Genomic DNA, 25,699 nt, shown 5'->3' on the forward strand with positions numbered 1-25,699 from the left:
TAATTTCCCTAGCCCCCCTTGCCGATACTTTTGTAACCATCGTGTTACTGTTGAGCCATCTCTACCTAGTCTCTGGCTCAATTGTTGATGCTGTGTCACTTGTCCTGTTTTGATCCACCACAGAAGAAGCAATCGTTCTTTTTCCACAGATGTCCGAGCCTTGCTGAGACTTTTGGACAAATACTCAGCACTCTCTGATATTTCTAGATTGAAACCGCGTGCCATTGTTTACTTCTGGTCTTGAATCTTTGGCACTCTCTATTCTACTATTCTATGCAGCCTCACATAGAATTGGTATGAATCATTTTTCTTCCAAGAATGAAACAGCCCTGCTCAATGGATGGGGATGCATATAAAGTCTTTATCGAACATTTTTTACTGCCACAGTTATGGATTGGTGCAGTAGTGGTGATGGATAATCTTCCTGCACATCATGTCGAAGAAATTCAACCTTTAATTGAATCTGTTGGCGCAAGTGTTCTGTATCTATCTCCTTATTCTCCTGAATTTAACCCCATCGAACATTGGTGGTCACAATTAAAAGCGTTCCTCAAACAATTTTCTCCCAAGACTGCATCTGGAGTCGATGGTTTAATCAAAATAGCACTTGAATTAATTAATCCTGAACATCTCAAACATTGGTTTACAAATTGCTGCTACTGTACCTCATAATCTCCGAATATGCTGTATGTAAAACCTATGCTGACAAAGCATTATACCTTTTTTACCCTTTCTTTTTTGTTTAAGTCCCGTTAGGTTGGGTTGAGAAACAAAACCCAACATTCACATTTACTGACACTTAAATTGTCACGAATCGCTAGACTCTTGAAAAGATTTGAAATGTTCTTCAGCGTAATTATATAGATGACATTGACTAGTAATCTCACGAATGAGTGACCATGAAAAATCACATTCCCTCAAATATGTGCCCCAATTTTGCTGAAGACTCTTATGGGCCATCCGTAAATTATATGAAGGGATAGCAGTAGAGATATGATGAGGAACATGATAGTTAATATCATGGCATAGAAATTCAACCCACCAAGGATATTTACAGTGAACAGTCCCACAAAGTTGAGCTTGAGCAGCGTTCCAATCTTTCTCTGATTTCCAATTTTTGTTGTCAGGAAATGTATGGTGAATTAGGGTAAATGTGCCAAACCAAAAGTGAAAGATTAACCAAGGAATAAGCCAAAACTTGATAAAACCCCATAATCCTGTAGTAATGATAAGAGTTGGAAAAACGATTGCAGAGAAAAGTAAGACAATAGCAATAGATAATCTCACTTTTAGTCTATCTTTTTGAGGTAATTTAGATACATCAATGTTTAATTGGTTCCACCAGTTTAAAGTCGTTGCTAACCACCAAAAGGGACCTCTGATTAATTGGTAAATTCTCCGAGTGATTGGCGTCAACTTGTCATAGACCTCTACTCTAAAGGGTTGCCAATACGGATCAGCTTCACCGTTAACTATATCGTGTACCTGTTTCCAACCAGACCCTCCTAACCTATTTGTACGGTTATGGTGACTATTGTGTTCTAAACACCAATTGTGAAAGGGATAAATGACAGGTAAAAGGAAAAAATGTCCTAAAAGCTCGTTGATCCAACGTTGCTTAGCAAATGAATAGTGACCGCAATCGTGACCTAAAGAAAAGAAACCAGCTAGAGCTGTACCAATGGTAATCCACAAAAATGGTAGAAAAAACCAGGGAAGAGTTGCAAGACCATAGTAGCACAAGAGGACAACTAAAGAATTAATCAGTGCCTGTGTCCAACTTTTTCGATAATTTCTATTAAAACATTCAGAAGGAAGTGTTTTAACAATGTCTCTTAGAGAGATATCGGGTGCAAGATTTTGATATCTCAATGTGTTGCTATTGTTGTTGTTCAATGCAGTCAATGAATCATCAAATTGAGATTTTTGTGTTTTCATATACAGGTTATGTTGAATTTAAAGACTAGTACTCTGGCAAGTCAACTTTGCTGAGTTAATGACGTTTTTTGGTATGTTGAGATGAACAGGTTTAGGGTGGTATCATGATTAAAAAATATACAGTAAATTTAAGTGACTCGGAGGTTGAGCAACTACGTAGATGCGGAGCGGCTATTTGTTTCGATGAAAGACCATATTTATCCTTTATTAGAGGATGTTAGAGAACTTCTACCACCCTCAATTGAGCAGCCAGAGCGTCAACACACATAATTCAGCAGCTTTGTACAAAGTATTTACACCAGAAGAAGCACGTCGGATTGTCCAAAAATTAGAATTTCACTAGACGCCTAAGCATGGGAGTTGGCTAAATCAAGTTGAGATTGAGTTATCCGTTTTAGCTCGTCAATGTTTAGAAAGACGAATTGTTTACGTTCAAACACTATCTACTGAAATCGCTTCTTGGCAGAGGGGTGCTGCAAAGCAGCCGCTACGCGAACACAATTTTCAAAAGGCAATGTTTGTCAGAATCCCGGTTTCTTGAATAAACCGCAATTCTTGAAACCTGTCGAAATCAATGTGGTGAACTACTAGAAACAACTGCTTCTTGCGGATCTCCAAAAAATAAAAGCAAGCGCCGTATTAAAAATATTTTGGTCAAACCCAAGTATTTAGGTGCTTTCGCCTGAAGGGCGAAAACGACGGCTGGGCATTTTATTTCGACGATTGGCCTTGATAAACTTGTTGGACGAAATTTGCTAAGAGTTTCATAGCAGTTTCAATGTCTTGATCGCTTGCTGTAAGACTAACACGAAGGCATTGATATTTATGCGACCAATCTTCTTCTTGTAGACCAGGGAAGAAAAATCTACCAGGTACTACAATCACACCTAACTGCTTTAGTTGTTGGTAAAAATCCCAGTCACTAATAGGTAAATTGTTGAACCACAACCAAGCATAAATTGCTCCTTGACCCCAATGTAAAAACCAAGGTAAATTTTTGGGCATAGCTTCGTCAAGTGTGGTTTCAAGAATGGAAAATTTATTTTGATAAAAGGGTCTGATGACTTCTGTTGATATGGATTCAAGAGCACCAGAGTTGATAGCACGAGCAGCAATAGCTTGTCCATAATGAGATGGGTGAATGCATAAGTTTGTTTGGAAAGATTCTAAAACTTGAATTATCTTAGGATCTCCAATAGCAACACCAATGCGCTCTCCTGGTAAACCTGCTTTGGAGAAGCTCATACAATGTACAATGTTGTCACCAAACACGGGAGTCATATCTGTAAAATTTAATGCAGGATAGGGAGGTCCATAGGCAGAATCTATGAAGACAGGTACATTGTAGGGTTTAGCAAGAGCAGCAATCTTTTTCACCTCATCGTTAGATAAGATATTGCCTGTGGGGTTACAAGGACGAGAAAAAATGACGCAACCAGTGTTTTCTGTAATGATTAATTTATTAAAGTCTGGTCGATATTTAAACCTGTGAGCTTTGGCATCAATTTCTAAAGCTGGTTTATATGAAACTAACGCCTCTGGTGTTAAAGTTATTCCACCGTAACCTGTATAGTCTGGACTAAGTGGTAAAACAATGTGCTTTAAACCTACGTTGCTTGTATAGCCGCCAAAAGCATTAGCAGCATAGAAATAGAGCGTTTGACTTCCAGGAGTGATTAGAATGTTTTCTTCACTTAAAGAAAGCCCGTAGCGACGATTAAAATCTTTTGCCAGCGCCTGAATCAATGGTGCGTAACCCCGGCTTGGTCCATAACGACAAACTACTTCACCATATTCAGAGCTTGCTAAAAGTTCTGCCGTACAATCCCGCCATATTTCCTCAACTTTCGGCAAAAGCAGTGGATTTCCAGCACTTAAAATAATAAATTCTTGCTCTCGCTTAGTTTGTAGCGTTTCTATAATGTCCTTCATTATTCCTCTAATACCTGTCAGGTTGGACATATGAAGGCCAATTTGAGATAAGTTAAGTGTCATAACGGGACTTAAACAAAAAAGAAAGGGTAAAAAGGGTATAATGCTTTGTCAGCAAAGGTTTCACATCAAAGTAAACACTGATGAAAGAGACGACCCCCGCAGCCATGCCACCTTGCTTTGAAAAATGCCGATACTAAATGCTTTTTCTTGGCTAAGTAACAAAAGACAATTCATTTTTCTTATTTAAAGATGTAAGCATAGTTAGACGACACACTCAACTTTTTGGCAGATATAATCGGTAGCTTGTTTGACTGTTAAAAGTGAATTAGCCACTTGTTCGGAAATTTCAATGTTAAAAGCTTCCTCTAAAGCTGCAACTAGCTCGACCATATCTAAAGAATCTACACCTAAGTCATCAGTAAAATTTGCTAAATGAGTGACTTTGTCTAACCCAATTGCTAGCTTATCTACAACAATGGAACGTACTTTTTCTAATATCTTTAACCTCTTTAATTGTTCAATATGAACTGCAAACTTGATTTCTTCGACTAGCTTATTAATTTCACTTATTAAAATTAAAATTCGTAAATGGTGTTGAGAATCTTCACTTTTAAAAGATTCTTCTTCATTAACTTGGAGCCAATTTTGACAAATTTGGTAAGTGTAGATTTGAAATTTACACACCTCTAAATGTAAATCTTTAAGACAAGAATTTTGTGTACTATAATTAAGGTGTTCCATACTCTGATTATAGTAATTTAGTTGAAATATTCTAAGAGTTCAATGTTGAAAAACGGACTTTGAGACATTCTTGCAAATGTTTAGCCAAAACTTGAACATGAGGTTCTCGAATTATAGAGTAATGGTCACCAGGAATTTTGTAAGTTTCTACACTACCAAGTATTAATTCGCTCCAACCCAAGGTAGAGTTTTCCATTCCTTCTAGAAATTGTTCTTGAGCACAGAATAGAGTCATAGAACCTAAATATGGTTGAGGAACATAATGATATCTAGCTAATAAATGAATTTTAAAAACATGAAACATTTGATGTATTTGCTGTGGTTTTACATCTAAAGACAGAACATTATTTGTTTTTGCTTGCTCTAAAACTTTATTCAACTGTTCGTTTACTTCAAAGTTTGCTTGCTCATCAATAGATAATAAAAAATCCTTATTATAAGAAACACCTAAACTCTTAATAAAGTAATTCATTAAAGTAACATCATTAATTTCTAGAGCAGCGGAACCTAAAGTGTTGTGAGAGGCGTTACCAGTTTTAGTCTTATCGAGAACGATTTGGTTAAGTAAAGCAGAGGCATAACTATCTATTAAAGTTAACAGAGCTATTTCATGTCCCTGAGAACTCAGTTGTTGAGCCATTTCATAAGCTATAATACCTCCTAAAGACCAACCTCCGATCCTGTAAGGGCCTTTTGGCTGAACAGTTTGTAGCGCATCAATGTAGTAGGTTGCCATGTCTTCAATTCTTGCTAAAGGATTTTCTAAATCCTTAATTAGTGGAGATTGTAAGCCGTAAAATGGCTGTTCTGAACCTAGATAACGAGCTAAGTCAGTATAGCATAGAATATTTCCAGAGATCGGGTGAACACAGAAGAAAGGGATTTGGTTTCCATCTGTCTGAATTGCTACTAAAGGAGACCATGATTCCAACGATGTAGAAGTGTAGTCGTAATGATTGATTTCCAAAACCAATTCAGAAAAATCATTGGTTAGGTTTAAGGAAAGAAGAACATATTCTACTAACTGAGCAATACTAGGATTTTCTAGAAATTTCACTACTGATACAACAATTCCAAGGTCAGATTCTATTCGGTTTCTAAGTTCTATAGCCATTAAGGAATCCAAACCCAAGTTGAGAAGCTGTTGCTGTGTATTAACTTTATTAATAGGTAATCCTATAACTTTAGATATTTGCTCACAAAAATAGTTTTTTAAAATTGTCCAACGTTCTTCTGATGTTGCTGCTACAACAATATTTTTAACAGGATAGTTTTTGTTAATATTTTCTCGATCTATAGAACTTGGATCTGCCCCTTCATAAGAATTAGGCTGTGAAAAATTAGTAATTTCACTACTGTCTGATAAGGTTAAATCAACTATTTGAAATTTTACACCCCATGACTTCGCAACTAACTCTCCGGATTCATTGAGAACATAGACATCCCCTTCAATAAGATTTTCATAATTAGAGTTTACTTTACGTATAGCGTAACTCCATAATTTATTAGACATTGACTTATAAACTTCGAGTCCTTGCATTCCAATAGGTAATATAAATGATTGTCTAGATTTTGAGACGATCTCTTTAGATGCTATGGTTCCAAGTACCAAAAAACAGTTGTGTAGTAAAACAGGACGAAACTTGTCAGAGTTGGCTTGTGATGACCATTCTTTAAATAAGCGAATTTCTCCTAAGGCTTCTTCATTTCTCAAATACACTCGCTTAACACATTGGAAAGTGGAACCGTGCTCTGCACCAAATTCAGATAAAGTTTGGTATAAATTTACCCCTGAAATTTCTTCAAAAGAAGAATCTTTTATTTTCTTTAAGTATTCCAAATTTTGCTCTGGTGTATCAATTCCTATAATAGGGCTTAGACTGCCATTCTCTTGTGTATTTAAGGTATTGCCTTGATAGTATATATTTTGATGTAATTTATTTATTTCTGTAATATCTTTTAATAAAGATTCATTTTTATAGTATTCTTTGAGCAGATTTAAATTTTGTAGATTTTTTATAATCAAATTATTATCTAAACCAAAGTCTAGAAAACAAGTAATTTCATTCACACCTATTTTGTATAGTTCTCTAACTAACTCTATACAAGTTTCTGGAGTACCAATTAAAGCTCTGGTAGAATAAAATCTTTCATACAAAAAATTCACAAATTCTTCAACTTCGTTTTGAGACAAAGTCGTAACATCTAACTGACGACCCCGGCTATGCGCGAGTTGATTCAGTAAATTCCCATTTGATTTAAGGTATTCACAAAAGGGTTTGCGAGCTTGCTCGCGGACCAAATTAAGATTCTCTCCAACAAATGTGTGTAACATGAGAGTTATTTGACCAGTCTCAGGACTATGTCCATTTTTTGCTAGAGTTTGACGATAAAGAGCAAAATTTTTGGCTAGTTCTTCAATACTCTGATCCAACATATGTGTTAACAGATTAGCACCAGTTTCCCCAGCTTTAATAAAAGTTTGGGGATTACTAGCAGCAGTAATCCATACAGGAAGATTTTTCTGAATAGGTGTCGGATAAACCTTAACCTCAATTTGTTTTCCTAGACCGTTCGTGACCTGAATAGATTCACCTAGCCACAACTTTTTTACCGTTTCAATGCCAGAATACATTTCTTGGTGACGTTTGCTGTATTTCTCTGGAGAAAACGTGAAATCATCAGGATTCCAGCCAGAAGCAAAAGAAATTCCTACTCTACCTTTTGAAAGATTATCGACAATAGCCCAGTCCTCAACGATGCGAAGAGGGTTGTGTAAAGGTAGCACTACACTACCAGCTTGTAAGCGTATCTGCTCAGTTTCTCTCGCCAATGCAGCATGTAGTACAGCAGGATTTGGATAAAGACACCCTAGGGAGGCAAAATGGCGTTCTGGTAACCATACGCTAGAAAAACCATGCTTGTCAGCAAATTTTGCACTTTCAATGACTAAAGAGTATTTATCTTCAATCAAAGTGCTTTCACCACTAGCAAAAAACATCAGACCAAATTTCATATCGTACTCCTTACTTATAGAGATGCTTATACAAAAATAATGTTCGTTATCCAGAATACTTATGGCAAACACGAGTGCGTCTTGTTCGCGAAGCGTCTCGAACAGAAGAGAAGAGAAGAGAATGGAAAGGAACAAGGGTTTAATAGACTTGTCCGGTTAATTAGTTATAAAAAAGGAGATCTCTGCAAAAGTCTGAAATTCTCATTCCTCCTGCACCCTACGGTCTTTATGATAAGTCTTTAATCGAACACGATATAAGATCCTCACATTGACTCCTATAAACGTGGTTACCATAAGGTCTCGGTTTGAATCCCCTATCTTACAGAACCTTCTGCCTGCTTCAATTTTTGATTTTTGGGATAAACTTTTCCGGTAGCATGCAGTATCCATGGCTCAGATGAGTTGTTTACTGAGCGACTGTGTATGCGAAAAACCATATCCGTTTCTAAATCTCCAACAAGACTGACTTGCAATGTTCTTCTTACTTTTTGAGGTAATACCAATAACTGCTTGTACTCAACATCGTGTAAAATATGACGATTTTCTCCAACAATTTCGGTTACAGCAGCCCAAACCATCTCAAGATACACTCCACCAGGCATAAAAGCAACCCCTTGAAGACGATGATCCTTGAGATAAGGCAAATACTCACTATCTACTTCTACTTGCCAAACGTATTGATTTGGTAAATATGCTATGTTTGGTAAACTGCAGCCTATAAGTGAATGATAGTTTGTTTGACCTAAGCTTTGCCAAGTTTCTTGAGTACTAAGATTTGTCTGTTGCTGTTTGTTATCTACCCAATATCGTTCTTCTTGGAATGGATAGGTTGGTAATTGGAGATGATGACGTGCATAGTCTCTATCAAAGCCTGACCAGTCCACGGCTATCCCAAATGTGTATAGTTGCGTTAGGCTAGCAAGTAATCTTTGCCAATCGGATTGCTGTGGGTGTAAGCTAGGTACCATGATTACCTCTTGTATTGAGCAGCATTGAGCACTCATTCCTAGCAATGTTGGTTTCGGCCCTATCTCTAAGTAAATTTTACAATCAAGATTTTGTAATGTCTGCATTCCCGCAGCAAATTGTACTGCTTTGCACGTGTGCTCACACCAGTACTTAGGAGTTGCTATTTCATCTGTAGCAAGCTCTCCAGTGACATTGGAGATCAAGTTTATTTTTGGAGATGAAAAAGTGACTTCTCCAACCGCTTGTTCAAAAGCTGCTAAGATAGGCTCCATGAGAGGAGAGTGAAACGCATGGGAAACTTTTAACTGTTTGGTTTTCACTCCTTTTGCTTGCAACTTGGCTATTAATGATTGTACTTGTTGACGTTCACCAGAGACGACTACACTTTCCGGACCATTAATAGCTGCAATTGAAATGAGGTGATCGTATGGCTGGATTTCTGCAACTACCTGCTCTTCAGAAACTAGCACTGCAAACATCTCACCATTCTGAGGCAAAGTTTGCATCAATTGTGCGCGTTTAGCAATAAGTTTTAAACCATCCTCAAAGCTAAAAACCCCCGCTATACAAGCAGCTGCATACTCTCCCAGACTATGACCCATGACAAAATTAGGTTCAATACCCCAAGATTTCCATAAATTTGCTAAGGCATATTCCAAAGCAAATAAGGCGGGTTGAGTATAGACAGTTTCATTGAGAGGAGAATTTTCTTCTGGTAACGAGTATAAAACTTCCAGCAGGGGTTTAGCTAAGTAGGGGCGCAAAATTTCATCTGCTAGGTCAAGAGTTCTCTTGAAGATGGGTTGGGTATGATAAAGTTGTTGCCCCATACCCAAATACTGAGAACCTTGACCAGTGAATAGAAATCCTATTTTTGGTTGGCTTCCAGTTTGGATCTGTCTAGTGACTAAACCGTTTGTTTCTTGATTCTGAAGAAAAGCGTTGAGTTGTTCGCACAGTTGCTCTTTGGATTCTGCAACAACTGCTAGGCGATAATCAAAGTGCGATCGCCCCTTGTTAGCTGTGTAACATACATCTGCCAACGCCACTTCTGGGTGGGATTGAAGATATGTGACATAATTTTGAGCTAATTGCTGTAAGGTATTTTCACATTTGGCTGATAGGGTGAGAAGATGAACAGGACGTTCCAGCTCGCTAAATACCACAGTGGATGCGGGTGCTTCCTCTAAAATGACATGGCAATTCGTACCACCAAAGCTAAACGCACTGACCCCTGCTAAACGGTGTTCCGTATTGCTTATCCAAGGTTGAAGCTGCGTAGGAATTGAAAAGGGAGTTTTTTGTAAAGAAATAAATTGATTGAGTTGCTTAAGATGCAGATGAGGAGGGATTTGTTTATGTTGAAGTGAAAGCACTACTTTAATTAAACCAGCAATTCCAGCCGCTGCTTCTAAATGTCCAATATTGGTCTTAACTGAACCAATCCAACAATGTTCTTCTGGCGAGCGATCTTGCATCAATACTGCTTTAATAGCAGAAATCTCAATAGGATCGCCCATGCGTGTTCCTGTACCATGGGCTTCCACATAACTAATTTGAGAAGGGGCTACTTTAGCTACCGCCAGCGCTTCACGGATAACAGCTTGTTGTGCAAGTCCGTTAGGTGCTGTCAGTCCATTCGTAAAACCATCTTGATTAACTGCTGAACCTCTAATAACCGCTAAAATATTGTCTTTGTCCTTAACAGCATCAGTAAAACGTTTAAGCACTACTACTGCACAGCCTTCCCCTCGGACATAACCATCAGCACTCGCATCAAAGGTTTTACAACGACCATCAGAGGCCATCATTCGAGATTGAGATAGGATAATAGTTGGCGTTGGAGAGAGCATTAAGTTGACTCCTCCTACTATACATAAGCTAGACTCTTTACTTTGTAAACTCTGGCATGCAAGGTGAACTGCTACTAGTGAGGATGAACAAGCAGTATCTATGGCTATACTAGGTGCACGCAAGTTAAGCAAGTATGATAGTCGATTAGCAATAATAGAGTGATTCGTGCCAGTGATGCTGTAGCTATTTAAATTATAGAGATCTTTGTAAAGAGCGTTTTGATTGTCGCTGGTGGTGATGCCTATAAAGACACCTGTCTGTGTTCCTGAAAGTGTTTTCGGTACAATCCCAGCATTTTCTAAACCTTCCCAAGCAACCTCCAACATAAGTCTCTGTTGAGGGTCCATACACTCTACTTCGCGTGGAGAAATTCCAAAGAACATGGGGTCGAAGTTATATATGGAATTTAGAAAGCCCCCCCAACGAGTGTTCATTTTTCCTGGTCTGGCTGGTTCCAGGTCATAGAAGGCATTCACATCCCAACGTTCTAGTGGTACTTCAGTAATGGCATCTACACCGTTATGTAGCAGTTCCCAAAAATATTCTGGGTTATCAGCTCCTGGGAAACGACAGCCTATACCAATAATTGCAATGGCTTCCACTTTTAGGTTTCCTTTTAAGAAAAGTAAAGCTCGTTATGAGGAAAAGTGAAGAAGGCAAAGGGCAGTCCAGATGAAAAATTTTTCACCGCCAAGCATGAAAGTGGTCTTTTCCCCTACACCCCACACCCTTACACCCACTTTCAAGTTAGAAGGGATGCAAGCTTGGTGGGGGCTTCAACTCACCACCAATTTTCTTGGCATCAAATCAAAGATTATGGTGGGGGACTTAAACCCTTAGTACATTCAATAAAGATGGAAAGCAGAAAAGTAGAAGGCTAATTTTAGCAACAATTATCAGCATCCCCTATGCTTTGATGAAAGTACTTTTGCCTTCTGACATACTTTTCCAACTCTACCTCAAATTTCAGACATTTTCTAAAGTTGACGACAAATTGTTGAATCGCTCACTCAAATGTTGTCCTAAATCGTGAATCGTAGGATAGTCGTACAATAAAGTTGCTTCTAATTCATATCCCAACCAATTCTCTAAGTCACTGATTAAACTTACTGTTGCTGCGGAATCTAAACCATAACGTTCGAAGGCTGATTGAGTATCAATTTTATTTTGGTCAGTATCTAGGAGATTTGCTATATAAGAAATTAACCAATTGACAATTTCTTCTGCCTGTAATTTTTTTTGGTTCTGCTCCTTGACATTATCCTCAAGATTTACAGATACCTGAGTATTGGTAGCATTCTGTAATTCCATTTATTTGAACCTCGCAATTTGCTTTAGGGCTTACTCAATTGTTGATTTTGAATGTTTTTGAATTTCAGATCTTTTACTTTTGAAGAGCTGATTTTTTAGCTTCCTGTACTTGTGCTGAAGGTACTTTTACATCCCACACTAAACCTAATTTTTCAAGCACTCTTATAACCCAAGCTCCAAAATCAATTTGCCACCATCTCAAACCAAAAAAAGCTGAGTTTGGAAAAGCATGATGGTTATTATGCCATGATTCACCACCGGTGGGAATAGCTAACCATATATTATTTCTGCTGGAATCAGAAGTATTAAAAGGACGATTACCATAAATATGGCTAATCGATCCAATTGTCCAACTCGAATGATGTATTAAAAATAGACGGACACAGCCACCCCATAAAAACCCAGAAAGGGCTCCTTTCCAACCACCTATTAAGATTGCTCCTAAAAGAGTGGAAATGACAATACCCATTAAATTCCAAAGGTAGTAAAGTTGGCTAATCTTTGATATTAAAGAATCACGCATTAAATCTTTGGCAAATAAAAAAGTATTAGTAATTTCATGATCGTATGTCCAACCCATGTGAGAGTGCCATAACCCTTCAAAAAAACCAAGTTTTTTTTCCCCTTTAAGGTAAGGAGAATGAGGATCTCCAAATGTATCACTGTATTGATGATGACGTCGATGAGTTGCAACCCAATAAATTAAAGGTCCTTGAGCAGCCATTGAACCAAGAACAATCAGAATGATGCGAGTGATAGTATTGGCTTGAAAAGCACAGTGTGCAAAATGTCGATGAAAACCTACGGTGATACCAATAACGTTTAGAGTATAGATACTTACAAGCAATCCTAACTGCACTGAACCAAAACCTAATTGTGGTATTGTTGCGATCGCAAGCACTGTACCAACTGATGGAAATAATATATTGGTAAGCCCGTGAAGCCGCATTTTAGTTTGCAAATCCTCACTTTTAAGAATAATTTGCGGTTTAATTCGTGAATTTACCTGATAACTGATTTCAGATTCTTGCACAGTTAAGTTATTAGGTAATTCAATGCTAGGAAAAAGTTTTCTTTCCATTTTGATTCCTTTCTATTATGACTATAATAATCAGAACAAAATTTTTGAAATTGAGACTAATTCACTTTTTGAATTTTGATTCTTTGATGAGTAGGAGTTTTAACATCCCATGCTAAACCAACTGCCGCTAAAGTGCGAATAAACCAACCTCCTAGGTCAAGTTGCCACCACTCCAGACCTGTTATAGCTGAATTGGGAAAGGCATGATGATTGTTATGCCAAGAACCTCCTAACGTTGGAACAGCTAACAATGCGTTGTTTCTACTCTGTTCAGTGGTATCAAAAGCACGACTCCCATAAAAGTGACAAATTGAGTTAACAGCGTAGGTTGTGTGTTGTGCCAAGAATAGGCGAACTACCCCTCCCCATAGAAATCCGGAAAAAGCTCCCATCCAAGTCTGCGATAAAATTCCACCAATAATTCCAGGAATAACAAGACCTAAGAGTAACCAGCAAAAGTACAATTGATTGACTTTAGAAAGAATCGGATCTTTGAGTAAATCTTTCGCAAACACAATTGTATTTGTAAGTTCTAGGTCAAAAACCCAACCAATGTGAGCGTGCTGTAAACCACGGAGTTTACCCAAAATGTCGTTTCCATGCAGATTTGGTGAATGTGCGTCACCTGGTATATCGCTGTACTGATGGTGACGGCGATGAGTAGCCACCCAATATGTCACTGGTCCTTGACCTGCCATACATCCAAGTATAGCGAGAATGGCTCGTATAACGTTATTAGTTTTGAAGGCGTAGTGCGAAAAGTATCGGTGAAACCCCACTTCAATTCCAATTCCGTTTAAAAAAAACATGAAAAGTAGTAGTTCTAGATCTAATGTTGTGACACCTACTCGCCAAATCATAAGAGCTGCGATTATAGTACCCACTAAAGGAATTAAGACAGTAGCAAAGGCATACAATCTTTGCGTGCCTATGATCTCCTGGCTTTTGATTGTTATGCTTGGCTTTCTAACTAAATCAGTAGTAGAAGCTAAGTTTGCTGTGCTATTTAATTGCATTGAAATAAGCCTCTTGTTGATGTAATTTTTGAAGTTTAGGTACGCATTAAGACAGAAGCTGCAAAGCTGCAACAAGTTGGCATGCAATAACTGCAACACTTTTTATTTCAAAACTTTCCAGAATTGTTTGCAATTGATATTATTCTCAGGATATATTCCCCAAAGAACCAGAAAAACGCGATCGCATCTGGGCGTCATGCACCCGGAACTTTATGTACTTAACACCTTTTCTAGATAGCGTCAAAGTCAAAACAAATAGATCTGGTAGACTTTGTAAACGAGTCAAACCACTTGCTGCTGACAAAGGTTACAATTCCAAGGATAAACCTTTACTAGTTGTATAGTTCTACTCTTAGTTTACACATTATGCTTTCACTAAATCTAGAGTTTTATCCAAAAATTTCTCTCGGCACATATAACGTTGAATCTTACCACTAGAAGTTTTAGGAATCGTTCCAGTTTTTATAAGTGCCACAGCATAAACTTGCAATTGACAATGCCTTAATACTTCTTGACGAATATTTCCTACTACTTCATCATAATCTAAATTACGAAGATAAGTTCGCTTTACCTCATTAACAACTACTAGCCGTTCTTCTCCCTCTACTTTTACTGTAAAAGTGGCTCCACGACCCGATTGCAATGCTAAATGACTTTTTTCTACTACCATTTCAATGTCATGAGGATAATAATTGCTCCCTCGAATGATGATGACATCTTTGCTGCGCCCAGTGATAAACAATTCGCCATCATGCAGAAATCCCAAGTCTCCTGTACGAAGAAATGGTCCCTCTCCTGTATCTGCTAAATAAGCATTAAAAGTTTGGTTTGTTTCTTGAGATTTGTTCCAATAGCCTTGAGCTAAGCTTGGACCTGTAACCCAAATTTCACCTACATATCCTCCTGGACATGATGTTAGGGATTCTACATTCACAATAACAACTTTTTGATCACAAGAGGCTTTTCCACAGCCTACAATTGTTCGAGTACCTTGTTGTTTAACACTAACAACTCCTACTTGGTTTTGTTCAAGCGCTTTTCCTTGAATCTCTTGAACAATGGGTATATCTGTTTTCTTACCACCAGAAACGAATAAAGTAGCTTCAGCTAAACCATAGCATGGATAAAATGCTTGGGGGTGAAAACCACAAGGTTCAAATATCTCTGCAAACCTTTTTAATGTCTCCGCACAAATGGGTTCAGCACCTACGAAAGCAACTTCCCAACTACTTAAGTCAAGACTAGACCGTTGTTCAGCACTAATCTTATCAACACACAATTTATAAGCAAAGTTAGGTCCACCACTGGTTGTCGCTTTATAGCAAGAAATTAACTTTAGCCAATCAAAAGGCTTCAATAAAAAATCCATCGACGGCATCAGAACAACCGGAAAGCCTCCGTAGAGGGGCTGTAGTATTCCACCAATCAAACCCATATCATGATAAGGCGGTAGCCAGATTACACCTTGACTGTTAGGTGTGTGTTCAAATTTTTGATGAATTAAATGCAGATTGTGTAATAAATTGTTATGTTTTAGCATAACACCTTTTGGTATCCCTGTAGATCCAGAGGTGTACTGGAGAAAAGCCAGTGTATCACTCTCAATCGCTGGTTCCTGCCATATCTGTGCTAAATCGGTAGTAATTTTATCGGTATTTAACCAATGTAGATTTTGTAAGTCCGGAGTTAAGCACTGAGTGAACTTTTCTTTCAGTTTTGAGGAGATATCCTCAATCGTCAGCGCTATTTTGACCTGTGCGTCTTTGACTATTGCCAAAATACGATTTAGAGATTGGTTAGGTCGAGGAGGGTAAGCAGGAACAGCAACAACATTAGCATAAAGACATCCGAAGAATGCAGCAATGTAATCCAAACCTGATGGGTAGAGTAATAATGCTCGTTCACCACTACCAATACCTAAAGATCTTAATTGAGTCGCGATCGCCTTAGCTCTGCAATCTAATTCTTCATAAGTTATAGTTTCTACCTGTGTTTGTCCACTTTTTACAAATGTGAAAGCCACTTGCTGCGGTTGTTGTAACGCTCTGTATCGTAAGAGGTTGACTAAGGTAGAAAATTGAGGCTGTTTAGCGAATGAATCAATAGCTTTATCGCTTACTTTTTTGTTAGCCAACATTTGAACACTCTTTGACGACTTTATAAAAGCTTCTGCGTCATTTTTATTCATTGTCGCTCTTCTTGTCTGTAAATATTTAGACTGGTTAAATACTTTATTGCTATGGGCAAGACTATTACAATTTAGCTAAAAATTTTTTCTTACCCCTATTCCCTACATTATTTTACCTTGTCATTGATTATATTTATTAATTTATATTTTCCTTTACGTTTCACAAATCCTCTTAAACTTTACCATTCGCATAATAAAATTTGACTAAGAGGAATTATCCACAAGATTGCTATAAATATCAGGTGAAAGCCCAAGTAAACTAATAATTTCCTGCTGTAGAGGGTTTAAACGAGGAACATAGCGAAAACGCTGACCACGAATTTCATTTCTTACACTTACCATAAAACCGTTACACTCTACACAACTTTCTTTCTGGCACAAGGGATGCTGAAAACGATCACCTGTTTAAATACTCTCCCTTATTTCATCTATTTCAGGAACTTATCCTCCACAAATGGTGAGTTTACAAATTATGGAATTTATTTTTTAATGAGATAGTATAAAGCAATTTGATTGCGAAAGGGATAGAATTTGAGGCTAAAACTAGGAAAATTGACATTTATCGTTCAGATCAGAAAAATGTAGTCCTTAAGACAATCTTACCAATTTGTGCACCTATTTAAGAGGTATCAAAGTTATGGTACAACTAGAAATTTCATCTATCCAGGTCGGTAAGGCTACTCAATCTCGAGTCAGGCTTAATCAAAAATTAATTGATGAGTATGCTGAAGCCATAACTTCAAAAGCTAACTTTCCTCCTCTAACTGTTTTCTATGACGGAACACATTATTGGTTGGCTGATGGGTTCCATCGTTTAGAGGCTGCAAAAAAAACATTAGCTTCTACAATTGAGGTAGATATTCGACAAGGAACTCAGCGAGATGCAATTCTATATTCAGTTGGCGCTAACGCTACACACGGATTAAAACGCTCCAATATTGATAAGAGGAGAGCTGTACTTACATTGCTTAGTGATCCAGAGTGGTCACAATGGAGTAATAATGAAGTCGCGAAGCAGTGTTGTGTGGCTGAAGGGTTAGTGCGTAAGTTAAAAGAAGAGCTATCTTCGTACAGTACGAAGATAGACCAGGCGTATGCTATGAAATATGGTATTGATGAAAATACTTTGAAAGAAGTGCAACAAAGACTTTTAGCTCAATCATCAGAGCGTGTTGTTCAACGCTCCGGTACAACCTATACAATTAGTACTACCAATATTGGTAGGAAAAATACAAGAGCAGTTTCTAAATTAAAGCGTTTAGGAGTAAGTGATGATGTTAAAAGTTTAAAACCAAATACTAATGATGTGAAAAACTTATCCATTATTGAAACTGCAAATATATCGGAGGTAACAAATGAACAACCAAAAGTGGATGTTGATGAACGAGAAAACGTAATATCTTCAGTTGTATCAGACTATGGACAACCAACAAAGCTAAGAGTTGAAAAGAGGCAAGACAACCAACCAAAATTTGAGGAAGTTGAATTAATGAATCAGGTTCTTGGACAACGGTTAGAAGTAGATGCTCAATCAAAACTTAAAGCCAATAATATTTTTAGGCAACCAGTGAAAGAAAGTATTCGCGTTCTCAGCATCAAACAGGAAAACCAAAAACAGTTAGAAAAAGCGAATCAGATCTTTGAAGTCACTTTTTCTGGTGTTAGTATTGAAATTGAGGGTTGTCCTGGTACACTAACTATATTGTTTCAGGAAATACAGAATCATCCTGAGTTTCTAGAAGAATTGTTGCAACAGGCAAGGTTGCGGAGACTTGTCCAAGTATAATCGGGCTTATGTAAAAATTTGGCAAGTGTTCGGCATCTAGTTTTGAAAGGACGTCCCAAAAGTTGTGATCGAGACACGCAATTCAATCGGCTATCATGATGAATCATTGCAATGTAAAGGAATGCTTCAGTGGTTTCAGGGAGTACTTCATAACCCTTACTCGATCTGTCATCAACCCAAATCTTAATTACAGCAATTTTCACCTAAATGAACCACATGGTTTGTGAGGGCGTACCCTGCTGGGGAACCCGTATGGTAACACAGAATTAATTTTCACTACCATGTCTACTCGGACGTTGCACCTTTTCAGGATGAATTAGCAGGTAAAAGGGAACTCTTAACAAGAACTAGATATGGTGGGGGTTTTGAACCCCCAAATGGCGCCTTTTAGTGATTTAATTATGTGCCATATAAATGTGCGTAGGGGACAAGGGAACCTCTAAATTTTACTTAAAAACGCAAGAGCGGGCGGCGCACCACCCCTTATGAATGAAAGAAACACAAGTAAAATCCTCTTTTCTTCTGCCTTCTGCCTTAGTAGCGAGCGTACTTCTGCCTTCTTCAAGCTTTTCTTTGGTAAAACTGAACTTCATTATAAAAATTTCGCACTTTCCTACCTAGAAGGTAGTGGGAAAACAATGAGAGGTTGAACAAGATGTTAGACAAATATTTAGATGCCGAAAGTATTTTTTCCGCAAGCTCAAACACGACGATAGTAGACATATTGCGCTTTAGATATGCACACCAACCATCACAACTAGCCTATACTTTTCTGCCAGATGGAGAAACAGAAGAAAATTCTTTAACTTATCAGGAGTTGGATCGGCAGGCTAGAGCGATCGCAGCTAAATTGCAAGCACTCGGTTTAAGTGGTGAGCGTGCTATACTGCTCTATCCTTCAGGGCTAGACTATATTGCGGCATTTTTTGGATGTCTCTACGCCAAGGTGATTGCGGTTCCTGCTTACCCTCCTCGTAATAAGCGTGGTATGCCCAGAATTAGGGCGATTTTAGAAGATGCACAGGCAAAATGCGCTTTAACAAGCACCACCACTTTATCTAGCCTCAAATCTTTTTTGATTGAAAAAACTGATTTTGGAGATTTACAATGGATAACCACAGACAACATAGATAGTACGGAACACGACTGGAAAGAGATTTGTATTGATAAAGACACTTTAGCTTTTTTACAATATACATCTGGTTCGACAGGAATCCCAAAAGGGGTCATGCTAAATCATGGCAACTTAATGCATAATGCTGCCATGACTTACCGTCTCATGGAACATTCACCCACTAGTAAATTTGTTTCATGGTTACCCATTTATCATGACATGGGGCTGATTGGTGGCATACTCCAACCTTTGTACGGTAATTTTCCCTGTGTACTCATACCACCAGTGGCTTTTCTACAACGTCCCTATCGGTGGTTACAAGCCATTTCTCGCTATCAAGGTACAACGAGTGGTGCCCCTAATTTTGCCTATGAATTGTGTATTCATAAAGTGACTCCCGAGCAGCAACAAACTCTTGACTTAAGCAGTTGGAGTGTAGCTTTTAACGGTGCTGAACCTATTCGTAATGATACTTTAGAACGATTTTGTACAAAATTTGCGTCCTGCGGTTTTCGTCCCCAAACGTTTTATCCCTGCTATGGAATGGCAGAAGCAACTCTCATGGTTTCTGGTGGTTTAACATCAAACCTTTTTGTCACTAAAACTATTGATAAAAGTGTGTTAGAACACAATCAGGTTATAGACGCAAATGCTGATGCAAAGAATCAACGCGTTTTAGTAGGTTGTGGTCAAGCCTTACCAGAACAGCAAATTGTCATTGTCAATCCTGAGACACTCAGCCTTTGCAGCCCTTCAGAAGTAGGTGAAATTTGGGTGTCGGGTCCAAGTGTAGGTCAAGGATACTGGAATCGTCCTGAAAAAACACAGCAGACTTTTCAAGCTTACGTGGCAGACACAAACAACGGACCGTTTTTAAGAACAGGTGATTTGGGTTTTTTGAGCAATGGAGAACTTTTTGTCACTGGTAGAGTCAAAGATTTAATTATTGTTCGGGGTCGTAACTTGTACCCGCAAGATATTGAGTTGACCGTAGAACGCAGTCATCCAGCCTTAAGACCAAACAGTGGTTCAGCTTTCTCAGTGGAAATAGATCGTGAAGAACAGCTTTTTGTGGTGCAAGAGTTAGAGTTTCGACAGAAAGCAGATGTTGAAGAAGTTATTACTGCCATCCGTCAAACAATAGTTGAAGAACATGAGATCCAAGCTTATGGGGTTGTGCTGATTAAAGCTGGAAGCATTCCCAAAACCACGAGTGGTAAGATTCAACGTCGTGCTTGTCAAGCTGAGTTTTTAGCTGGTCGTCTGCAAGTCGTAAAAAGCAGTATCCTCACCACAACCACAGATTCTAGAGAAACATCTTTTCGTTTTCAGCGTGATATTTTATTGAGTATCCCTGAACAAGAACGTCAGTCGCTGGTAGAGGCTTATCTTCTGGAATTGGTAGCAAAAGTATTACGGATATCACCTTCCCAAATCAATCTTGAGCAACCTTTAAGTAGTTTTGGGTTAGATTCGCTGAAAATTTTTGAATTAAAGAATCAGATTGAAGTTGATTTGGAAGTAGCAATATCCATAGCAGATTTTTTTGAGGGTTTAAAGATTGCTCAATTAGCAGCAAAAATACTAGCTCAACTGATGGTGAAGCATTTAGCACCGTCAATACCCTTTGTAAAAGTTGAGAGAACAAAAGAAGCTTATTCTTTGTCACTGACTCAGCAGAGGCTGTGGTTTATTGACCAGTTAGATAAAGGTAATCCTGCTTACAATATCTCCTTTGCTCTTCGCTGTAAAGGTGCATTGAACGTGGCAGTTCTAGAGCAAAGCCTTAATGAACTTGTAAGGCGACATGAATCTTTACGAACTACTTTTAACACAGTTAATAGTCAACCAATTCAAGTTATCACTCCCTCTTTGAGACTGCCTTTAGCAGTGGAAGATTACCAAAATCTTCCAGAATCAGAGTGTGATTTAAAGATCCAGCAGTTCGCAACTCAAGAAAGCCAGCAACCTTTTGACCTACGTCAAGGACCATTATTACGTGTTAAACTGGTATGCCTAGCTCCGAAAGAACATATACTTATTCTGACTATACATCACATTATTTCTGATGAATGGTCAATAGAGGTTCTGCTGTACGAAATGGCAGCAATATATAAAAATTTCTTGATTGGCAAGCCCTCTGGTTTACCCGAATTGCCTATCCAGTATATTGACTTTGCGTACTGGCAGCAACAGTGGCTTCAAGGAGAACTGTTAGAAACTCAACTTTCTTACTGGAAGAAACAGCTCGAAAATGCGCCGACTATTTTACAACTCCCCACAGACTTTCCACGACCCGCAATTCAGTCATACCGAGGAGCACAGCACTCTCTAGAACTCTCAGAAAGTTTAACTAAGGCACTTCGAGAACTTGCACGTCAAGAGGGTGTGACTTTATTCATGCTCCTACTAGCAGCTTTCCAAGTTCTTCTGTACCGTTACACAGAGCAAGAGGATATCTGTATTGGCTCACCTATTGCTAACCGCAATCGTGAAGAAGTTAAAGGTCTAATTGGTTTTTTTGTTAATATCCTTGTGTTGCGTACGAACTTGGGAGAAAATCCCAGTTTTTGTCAACTTTTAACTCGTGTGCGTCAAGTAGCTACAGGAGCTTATATTCACCAAGACTTACCCTTCGATCTGTTGGTAAAAGCATTGCAGCCAGAACGCGATATGAGCTATGCACCTCTGTTTCAGGTGGGCTTTACTTTTCAAAATACCCCCGTATTGCCTGAAATTCCTGATTTAGCTCTCACCCCTTTTAAAGTAGACAGCTTGACTGTACAGTTGGATTTGAAACTGCACGTGGAAGTTGCACAACAGGACTTAGTTGTGTCTTTTGAGTATAACACTGATTTGTTTCATCCTGACACAATTAAACGTATGCTAGGGCATTTCCAAAATCTACTAGAGGATATTGTAACCAATCCCCAAGCTAAGATTTCAGAACTACAACTATTAACACAAGCAGAACGGCATCAAATGCTTGTGGAGTGGAATAACACCAGAGCGAATTATCAGTTAAGTCAATGTATTCATCAACTTTTTGAAGCAAAAGTGGAGGAGATACCTCATAACGTTGCACTAGTATTGAACAATGAAAAATTAACTTATTGGGAGCTTAATCAACGAGCCAATCAACTAGCGCACTATTTAAAAAAGCTGGGCGTGCAACCAGAGGTTTTGGTAGGTATCTGTCTTGAGCGATCGCTAGATATGATTGTAGGGATATTAGGTATTCTCAAAGCTGGTGGTGCTTATGTACCGCTAGACCCAACTTATCCCACAGAAAGGTTGGAATTCATGCTAGCAGACGCAGGAGTCCCCTTACTTTTGACCGCAGAGAATTTAACGAGCAAATTTTCTGAACTTAAAGCAGATATCGTTTGTCTCGATACTAGCTGGGAAAAGATTTCTCAAGAAAGTCAAGAAAACCCTGTTAATGACATTAGTTCTGCTAACTTAGCTTATGTTATCTACACTTCGGGGTCTACAGGAAAACCTAAGGGAGTTCTGATCGCTCATCGAGGATTGTGCAATTTGATCGCCGAAATCAAAAACCGTATCTTTGATAAACAAACAGACAGACGTGTATTACAATTCGCTCCTTTTAGCTTTGATGTCTCTGTATTTGAAATTTTTATCTCCTTGTTAGGTGGCGCAACACTTTATCTAACAACACCAGAATCTTTGCTACCAGGAGCACCCTTAATCCAGCTATTGCAAGACTTAGAAATCAGCAGTATTGGGTTACCACCATTAGTACTATCAGCTTTATCTCCTGAGAAAGTTCCCAAATTAAAGACCATTGTTGTTGGAGGAGAAGCTTGTTCTGCGGAACTTGCAGCAACTTGGGCAGCAAAAGTACGTTTATTAAACGCCTATGGTCCAACAGAAGCAACTGTTTTTACGATTGTAGCGGAATGTACCAACGACGGTAATAAACCAGTCATTGGTCGCCCTATTGCTAATACACAGGCTTATGTGTTGGATAAAAACTTGAATTTAGTTCCTCCTGGTGTACCCGGAGAGTTGTATATTGGTGGAGTAGGTCTTGCTAGGGGTTACTTAAATCGACCTGAGTTAACGGTTGAATTGTTCATTCCCAATCCCTTTAGTGATGAACCGGGCGCACGTCTTTACAGAACTAAGGACCTAGCTCGCTATCTTCCTGATGGCAACATAGACTTTTTGGGACGAGTAGACAGTCAAGTTAAAGTTCGCGGCTTCCGTATTGAATTAGGAGAAATTGAAGCAACCCTGATCGCACATCCTCAAGTTAAGGAAGCAGTCGTTTTAGTTCGAGAAGACCAACCAGGGAACAAAAGCTTAGTAGCTTATATGGTTTTAGATCAATCTTCATCTCAAGAGTCAGTCTCAATAGCAAGTGAACTGCGCCGTTTTCTACAAGAAAAACTGCCTGGATACATGGTACCTTCAGGGTTTGTCACATTAGAATCCTTTCCAATGACCCCGAACGGTAAAGTAGACCGACGCGCTTTACCTGCACCTGGTCGCCCACAGTTAGCAGAAGACTATGTTATGCCACGAACAGAAGCTGAACAACTTATTGCTGCCGTGTGGCAAGAGGTGTTGCAACTAGAGATGGTAGGTGTTAATGATAATTTCTTTAACTTGGGAGGTCATTCCTTACTTCTTGTCAAAGTGCAAGCAAAATTGAATAAAATCCTTAAGGAAGAAATATCTATTATTGAGCTATTTCAACATCCAACGATTGACTCTTTAGCTAGGCATTTGAATCATAAAAAAAGTCAAAATGCATATCAACAGCAAGCTTATGAGCGGGCTACAACTCGCGCTGCTAGCAAAGATATAGTTCAGCAAAAAAGGCTCTTGAGACAAGAGCATAGAGAGAGAAACTAGTACAGCACGGTGTAAATAAGGTAACCATGAGTAACAGACAAAAAGCTTAAAATAAAAGCTTTTGCGCCTTCTGCCCCCTGACCTTGCGTACTTCTACCTTCATGTACTAGTCATATCATGTCCGGCTAATCACTTGCGATTAAAAATTCTCCACGTCCGGTGTATCTCCTGATATATTGCACGCCTTGCCAAAAACCCGGTACGCGTGCAAAATGTATAACTTGTAACTCATTTATTGCATATTTAAGTATAAAACCGTACAAAGCAAAGATATATGCGATAAAGATACATTATTTTTATGGGCTTTTATCGCTAAATAAAAGCCTGAAATTCTCTTCCTTCCACGCCCTTTCCCCTATGGTTTTCATAACAAGTTTTAACAGGGCTTGACATGATTCCTATAATCTTTACACTTTTCATATTAAGGGTTTAATTTCTTATATAATTTTAGATTTTGGATTGAGAAAGCCTTGCTTAGACTTAATCTCAACCAAACTATCTATCGCATTCTTTTTTAAATTTGGTCTTACTATTTTTTTGAAAATTCAATGTCTTCAATCATTGCTCCTAAAAATTAGAGGAATTTGAGATGGATCATAGTGTTACTTCTACTTCTTTAAATGGTGGAGAGATTGCTATTATCGGTATTTCCTGTCGGGTTCCAGGTGCCAAAGATGTCAATAAATTTTGGCACAATATCCAAAACAGTGTGGAAAGCATCTCTTTTTTTAATGACCAAGAACTCATTCACTCAGGAGTAGATAAGGCTTTACTAAATCAGCCCAATTATGTTAAAGCCAATGGGATGCTTGCAGACGTAGAGATGTTTGATGCCTTTTTCTTCGACTTTAGTGGCAGAGAAGCTGAAATTCTGGATCCGCAACATCGTCTATTTTTAGAACAAGCTTGGGAAGCACTAGAGGTCGCTGGTTATAACACTGAAACATACAAAGGTTTGATTGGTGTTTACGCTGGTGCCGGTCTTAACACTTACTTGTTAAAAAACCTATATAACAACTGCAATTTTTTGGAATCTGAAGTTGGTTACCAAATTATTACGGGAAATGATAAAGATTTTCTTCCTACACGTGTATCTTATAAGTTAAATCTTAAAGGACCAAGTGTTAACGTACAAACTGCTTGTTCTACTTCATTAGTTACTGTCCATTTAGCATGTCAAAGTTTGATCAACGGTGAGTGTGACATGGCATTAGCTGGTGGTGTTTCCATTCGCGGGTCTCAAAAAACGGGCTATTTCTACAAAGAAGGAATGATTTTTTCTCCTGATGGACATTGCCGCGCCTTTGATGCCAAAGCACAGGGTACAGTGGTAGGTAATGGAGTTGGCGTTGTTGTCTTGAAAAAGCTAGAAAACGCTTTAGCTGATGGAGATTATATTTACGCAACTATTAAAGGTTCAGCTATCAATAACGATGGTTCTTTAAAAATTGGTTATACAGCACCTAGTGTAGATGGTCAAGCAGCAGTTATTTTAGAGGCTCAAGCTGTAGCAGGAGTGGAAGCTGATACAGTCACTTATGTAGAAGCTCACGGAACTGGAACTCCTTTAGGTGACCCAATTGAGATTGCCGCACTCAAACAAGCTTTTTCTGCTAGCCATCAGAAGAACTTTTGTGCTATTGGTTCAGTGAAAACAAATGTTGGTCACTTGGATACCGCTGCTGGTGTCACTGGTCTGATCAAAGCAGTACTGGCGCTACAACATAAGATGATTCCGCCCAGCTTACACTTTGAAACACCCAATCCAACAATAGACTTTGAAAATAGTCCCTTTTACGTCAACACCAAGCTGCAACCATGGGAAACTCATGGTATTCCCCGCCGCGCTGGTGTCAGTTCCTTTGG

Annotated in this window: 16 protein-coding genes and 2 pseudogenes; 7 read left to right on the forward strand and 11 right to left on the reverse strand. The window is 38.6% G+C overall.

The window, feature by feature from the left end:
* On the reverse strand, window positions 1–225 hold a 225-nt coding region (locus B4U84_RS30880; RefSeq protein ID WP_165490360.1), incomplete at its 3' end, for a helix-turn-helix domain-containing protein.
* A gap of 135 nt (window positions 226–360) precedes the next feature.
* On the opposite strand from B4U84_RS30880, the pseudogene B4U84_RS32190 reads away from it, so the two are divergent.
* A pseudogene (locus B4U84_RS32190) lies at window positions 361–547 on the forward strand (transposase); the annotation flags it as partial.
* A 260-nt stretch (window positions 548–807) separates the two neighbouring features.
* Here the strand turns inward: B4U84_RS32190 and B4U84_RS26300 are convergent.
* Window positions 808–1,938 carry a fatty acid desaturase gene (locus tag B4U84_RS26300; protein WP_131121144.1) on the reverse strand — a complete coding sequence of 377 codons (1,131 nt, stop codon included), beginning with the start codon at window positions 1,936–1,938 and terminating at the stop codon, window positions 808–810.
* A gap of 132 nt (window positions 1,939–2,070) precedes the next feature.
* On the opposite strand from B4U84_RS26300, the gene B4U84_RS30885 reads away from it, so the two are divergent.
* Both B4U84_RS30885 and B4U84_RS31735 read left to right on the forward strand, forming a co-directional pair.
* On the forward strand, window positions 2,071–2,208 hold the full coding sequence (locus B4U84_RS30885) for a hypothetical protein (protein WP_165490361.1): 138 nt from the start codon (window positions 2,071–2,073) through the stop codon (window positions 2,206–2,208).
* A pseudogene (locus tag B4U84_RS31735) lies at window positions 2,192–2,404 on the forward strand (transposase); the annotation flags it as partial. The gene B4U84_RS30885 and the pseudogene B4U84_RS31735, both read left to right, overlap by 17 nt.
* Window positions 2,405–2,649: 245 nt before the next feature.
* Here the strand turns inward: B4U84_RS31735 and B4U84_RS26305 are convergent.
* The 7 genes from B4U84_RS26305 to B4U84_RS26340 all read right to left on the reverse strand — a co-directional run bounded on the left by B4U84_RS26305 (window position 2,650) and on the right by B4U84_RS26340 (window position 13,861).
* Window positions 2,650–3,933 carry a valine--pyruvate transaminase gene (locus B4U84_RS26305; RefSeq protein ID WP_131121145.1) on the reverse strand — a complete coding sequence of 428 codons (1,284 nt, stop codon included), beginning with the start codon at window positions 3,931–3,933 and terminating at the stop codon, window positions 2,650–2,652.
* Between the two features lie 201 nt (window positions 3,934–4,134).
* Complete coding sequence (gene acpP / locus B4U84_RS32195) at window positions 4,135–4,614, reverse strand: acyl carrier protein (RefSeq protein WP_017308749.1); 480 nt, start codon at window positions 4,612–4,614, stop codon at window positions 4,135–4,137.
* Between the two features lie 31 nt (window positions 4,615–4,645).
* Entirely contained in the window at window positions 4,646–7,630 is a 2,985-nt protein-coding gene (locus B4U84_RS26315) for a MupA/Atu3671 family FMN-dependent luciferase-like monooxygenase (RefSeq protein ID WP_131121146.1), read from the reverse strand.
* Between the two features lie 314 nt (window positions 7,631–7,944).
* A complete protein-coding gene (locus B4U84_RS26320; RefSeq protein WP_131121147.1) occupies window positions 7,945–11,055 on the reverse strand; it encodes a type I polyketide synthase in 3,111 nt (1,036 codons plus the stop codon).
* Window positions 11,056–11,419: 364 nt separating this feature from the next.
* Window positions 11,420–11,764: an acyl carrier protein gene (locus tag B4U84_RS26330; RefSeq protein WP_017308753.1), complete on the reverse strand. Its 345-nt coding sequence runs from the start codon at window positions 11,762–11,764 to the stop codon at window positions 11,420–11,422.
* 73 nt (window positions 11,765–11,837) lie between these two features.
* Complete coding sequence (locus B4U84_RS26335) at window positions 11,838–12,797, reverse strand: acyl-CoA desaturase (RefSeq protein ID WP_242677716.1); 960 nt, start codon at window positions 12,795–12,797, stop codon at window positions 11,838–11,840.
* Between the two features lie 104 nt (window positions 12,798–12,901).
* On the reverse strand, window positions 12,902–13,861 hold the full coding sequence (locus tag B4U84_RS26340) for an acyl-CoA desaturase (RefSeq protein ID WP_017308755.1): 960 nt from the start codon (window positions 13,859–13,861) through the stop codon (window positions 12,902–12,904).
* Window positions 13,862–14,073: 212 nt separating this feature from the next.
* On the opposite strand from B4U84_RS26340, the gene B4U84_RS31985 reads away from it, so the two are divergent.
* On the forward strand, window positions 14,074–14,205 hold the full coding sequence (locus tag B4U84_RS31985) for a hypothetical protein (protein ID WP_278248358.1): 132 nt from the start codon (window positions 14,074–14,076) through the stop codon (window positions 14,203–14,205).
* 20 nt (window positions 14,206–14,225) lie between these two features.
* Here the strand turns inward: B4U84_RS31985 and B4U84_RS26345 are convergent, their stop codons facing one another.
* Both B4U84_RS26345 and B4U84_RS30890 read right to left on the reverse strand, forming a co-directional pair.
* The gene (locus tag B4U84_RS26345) at window positions 14,226–15,998 is read right to left on the reverse strand and encodes a fatty acyl-AMP ligase (RefSeq protein ID WP_017308757.1); all 1,773 of its coding nucleotides are present in this window, start codon (window positions 15,996–15,998) and stop codon (window positions 14,226–14,228) included.
* A gap of 255 nt (window positions 15,999–16,253) precedes the next feature.
* Window positions 16,254–16,391 (reverse strand): hypothetical protein, encoded by a 138-nt coding sequence (locus tag B4U84_RS30890; protein WP_165490351.1) that lies wholly within the window; start codon window positions 16,389–16,391, stop codon window positions 16,254–16,256.
* A gap of 295 nt (window positions 16,392–16,686) precedes the next feature.
* Here B4U84_RS30890 and B4U84_RS26350 point away from each other — a divergent pair, with 295 nt between their 5' ends.
* From B4U84_RS26350 to B4U84_RS26360, 3 genes are all read left to right on the forward strand, one after another.
* On the forward strand, window positions 16,687–17,835 hold the full coding sequence (locus tag B4U84_RS26350; RefSeq protein ID WP_131121150.1) for a ParB/RepB/Spo0J family partition protein: 1,149 nt from the start codon (window positions 16,687–16,689) through the stop codon (window positions 17,833–17,835).
* A gap of 655 nt (window positions 17,836–18,490) precedes the next feature.
* The gene (locus B4U84_RS26355; protein ID WP_131121151.1) at window positions 18,491–23,833 is read left to right on the forward strand and encodes a non-ribosomal peptide synthetase; all 5,343 of its coding nucleotides are present in this window, start codon (window positions 18,491–18,493) and stop codon (window positions 23,831–23,833) included.
* 589 nt (window positions 23,834–24,422) lie between these two features.
* Window positions 24,423–25,699 (forward strand): type I polyketide synthase (locus B4U84_RS26360; RefSeq protein ID WP_131121309.1); only part of this gene is annotated, 1,277 nt, incomplete at its 3' end.

This window comes from Westiellopsis prolifica IICB1, assembly GCF_004323185.1.
In the GTDB taxonomy this organism is placed as follows: domain Bacteria; phylum Cyanobacteriota; class Cyanobacteriia; order Cyanobacteriales; family Nostocaceae; genus Pelatocladus; species Pelatocladus prolificus_A.

What these genes read in the sequence shown, in the direction of transcription:
- B4U84_RS26330 (WP_017308753.1), bottom strand. Translation starts at nt 11,764, where the DNA reads ATGGAATTACAGAATGCTACCAATACTCAGGTATCTGTAAATCTTGAG.
- B4U84_RS30890 (WP_165490351.1), bottom strand. Translation starts at nt 16,391, where the DNA reads ATGGTAAGTGTAAGAAATGAAATTCGTGGTCAGCGTTTTCGCTATGTT.
- acpP (WP_017308749.1), bottom strand. Translation starts at nt 4,614, where the DNA reads ATGGAACACCTTAATTATAGTACACAAAATTCTTGTCTTAAAGATTTA.
- B4U84_RS26315 (WP_131121146.1), bottom strand. Translation starts at nt 7,630, where the DNA reads ATGAAATTTGGTCTGATGTTTTTTGCTAGTGGTGAAAGCACTTTGATT.
- B4U84_RS26345 (WP_017308757.1), bottom strand. Translation starts at nt 15,998, where the DNA reads ATGTTGGCTAACAAAAAAGTAAGCGATAAAGCTATTGATTCATTCGCT.
- B4U84_RS26305 (WP_131121145.1), bottom strand. Translation starts at nt 3,933, where the DNA reads ATGACACTTAACTTATCTCAAATTGGCCTTCATATGTCCAACCTGACA.
- B4U84_RS26300 (WP_131121144.1), bottom strand. Translation starts at nt 1,938, where the DNA reads ATGAAAACACAAAAATCTCAATTTGATGATTCATTGACTGCATTGAAC.
- B4U84_RS26340 (WP_017308755.1), bottom strand. Translation starts at nt 13,861, where the DNA reads ATGCAATTAAATAGCACAGCAAACTTAGCTTCTACTACTGATTTAGTT.
- B4U84_RS31985 (WP_278248358.1), top strand. Translation starts at nt 14,074, where the DNA reads ATGTACTTAACACCTTTTCTAGATAGCGTCAAAGTCAAAACAAATAGA.
- B4U84_RS26355 (WP_131121151.1), top strand. Translation starts at nt 18,491, where the DNA reads ATGTTAGACAAATATTTAGATGCCGAAAGTATTTTTTCCGCAAGCTCA.
- B4U84_RS26350 (WP_131121150.1), top strand. Translation starts at nt 16,687, where the DNA reads ATGGTACAACTAGAAATTTCATCTATCCAGGTCGGTAAGGCTACTCAA.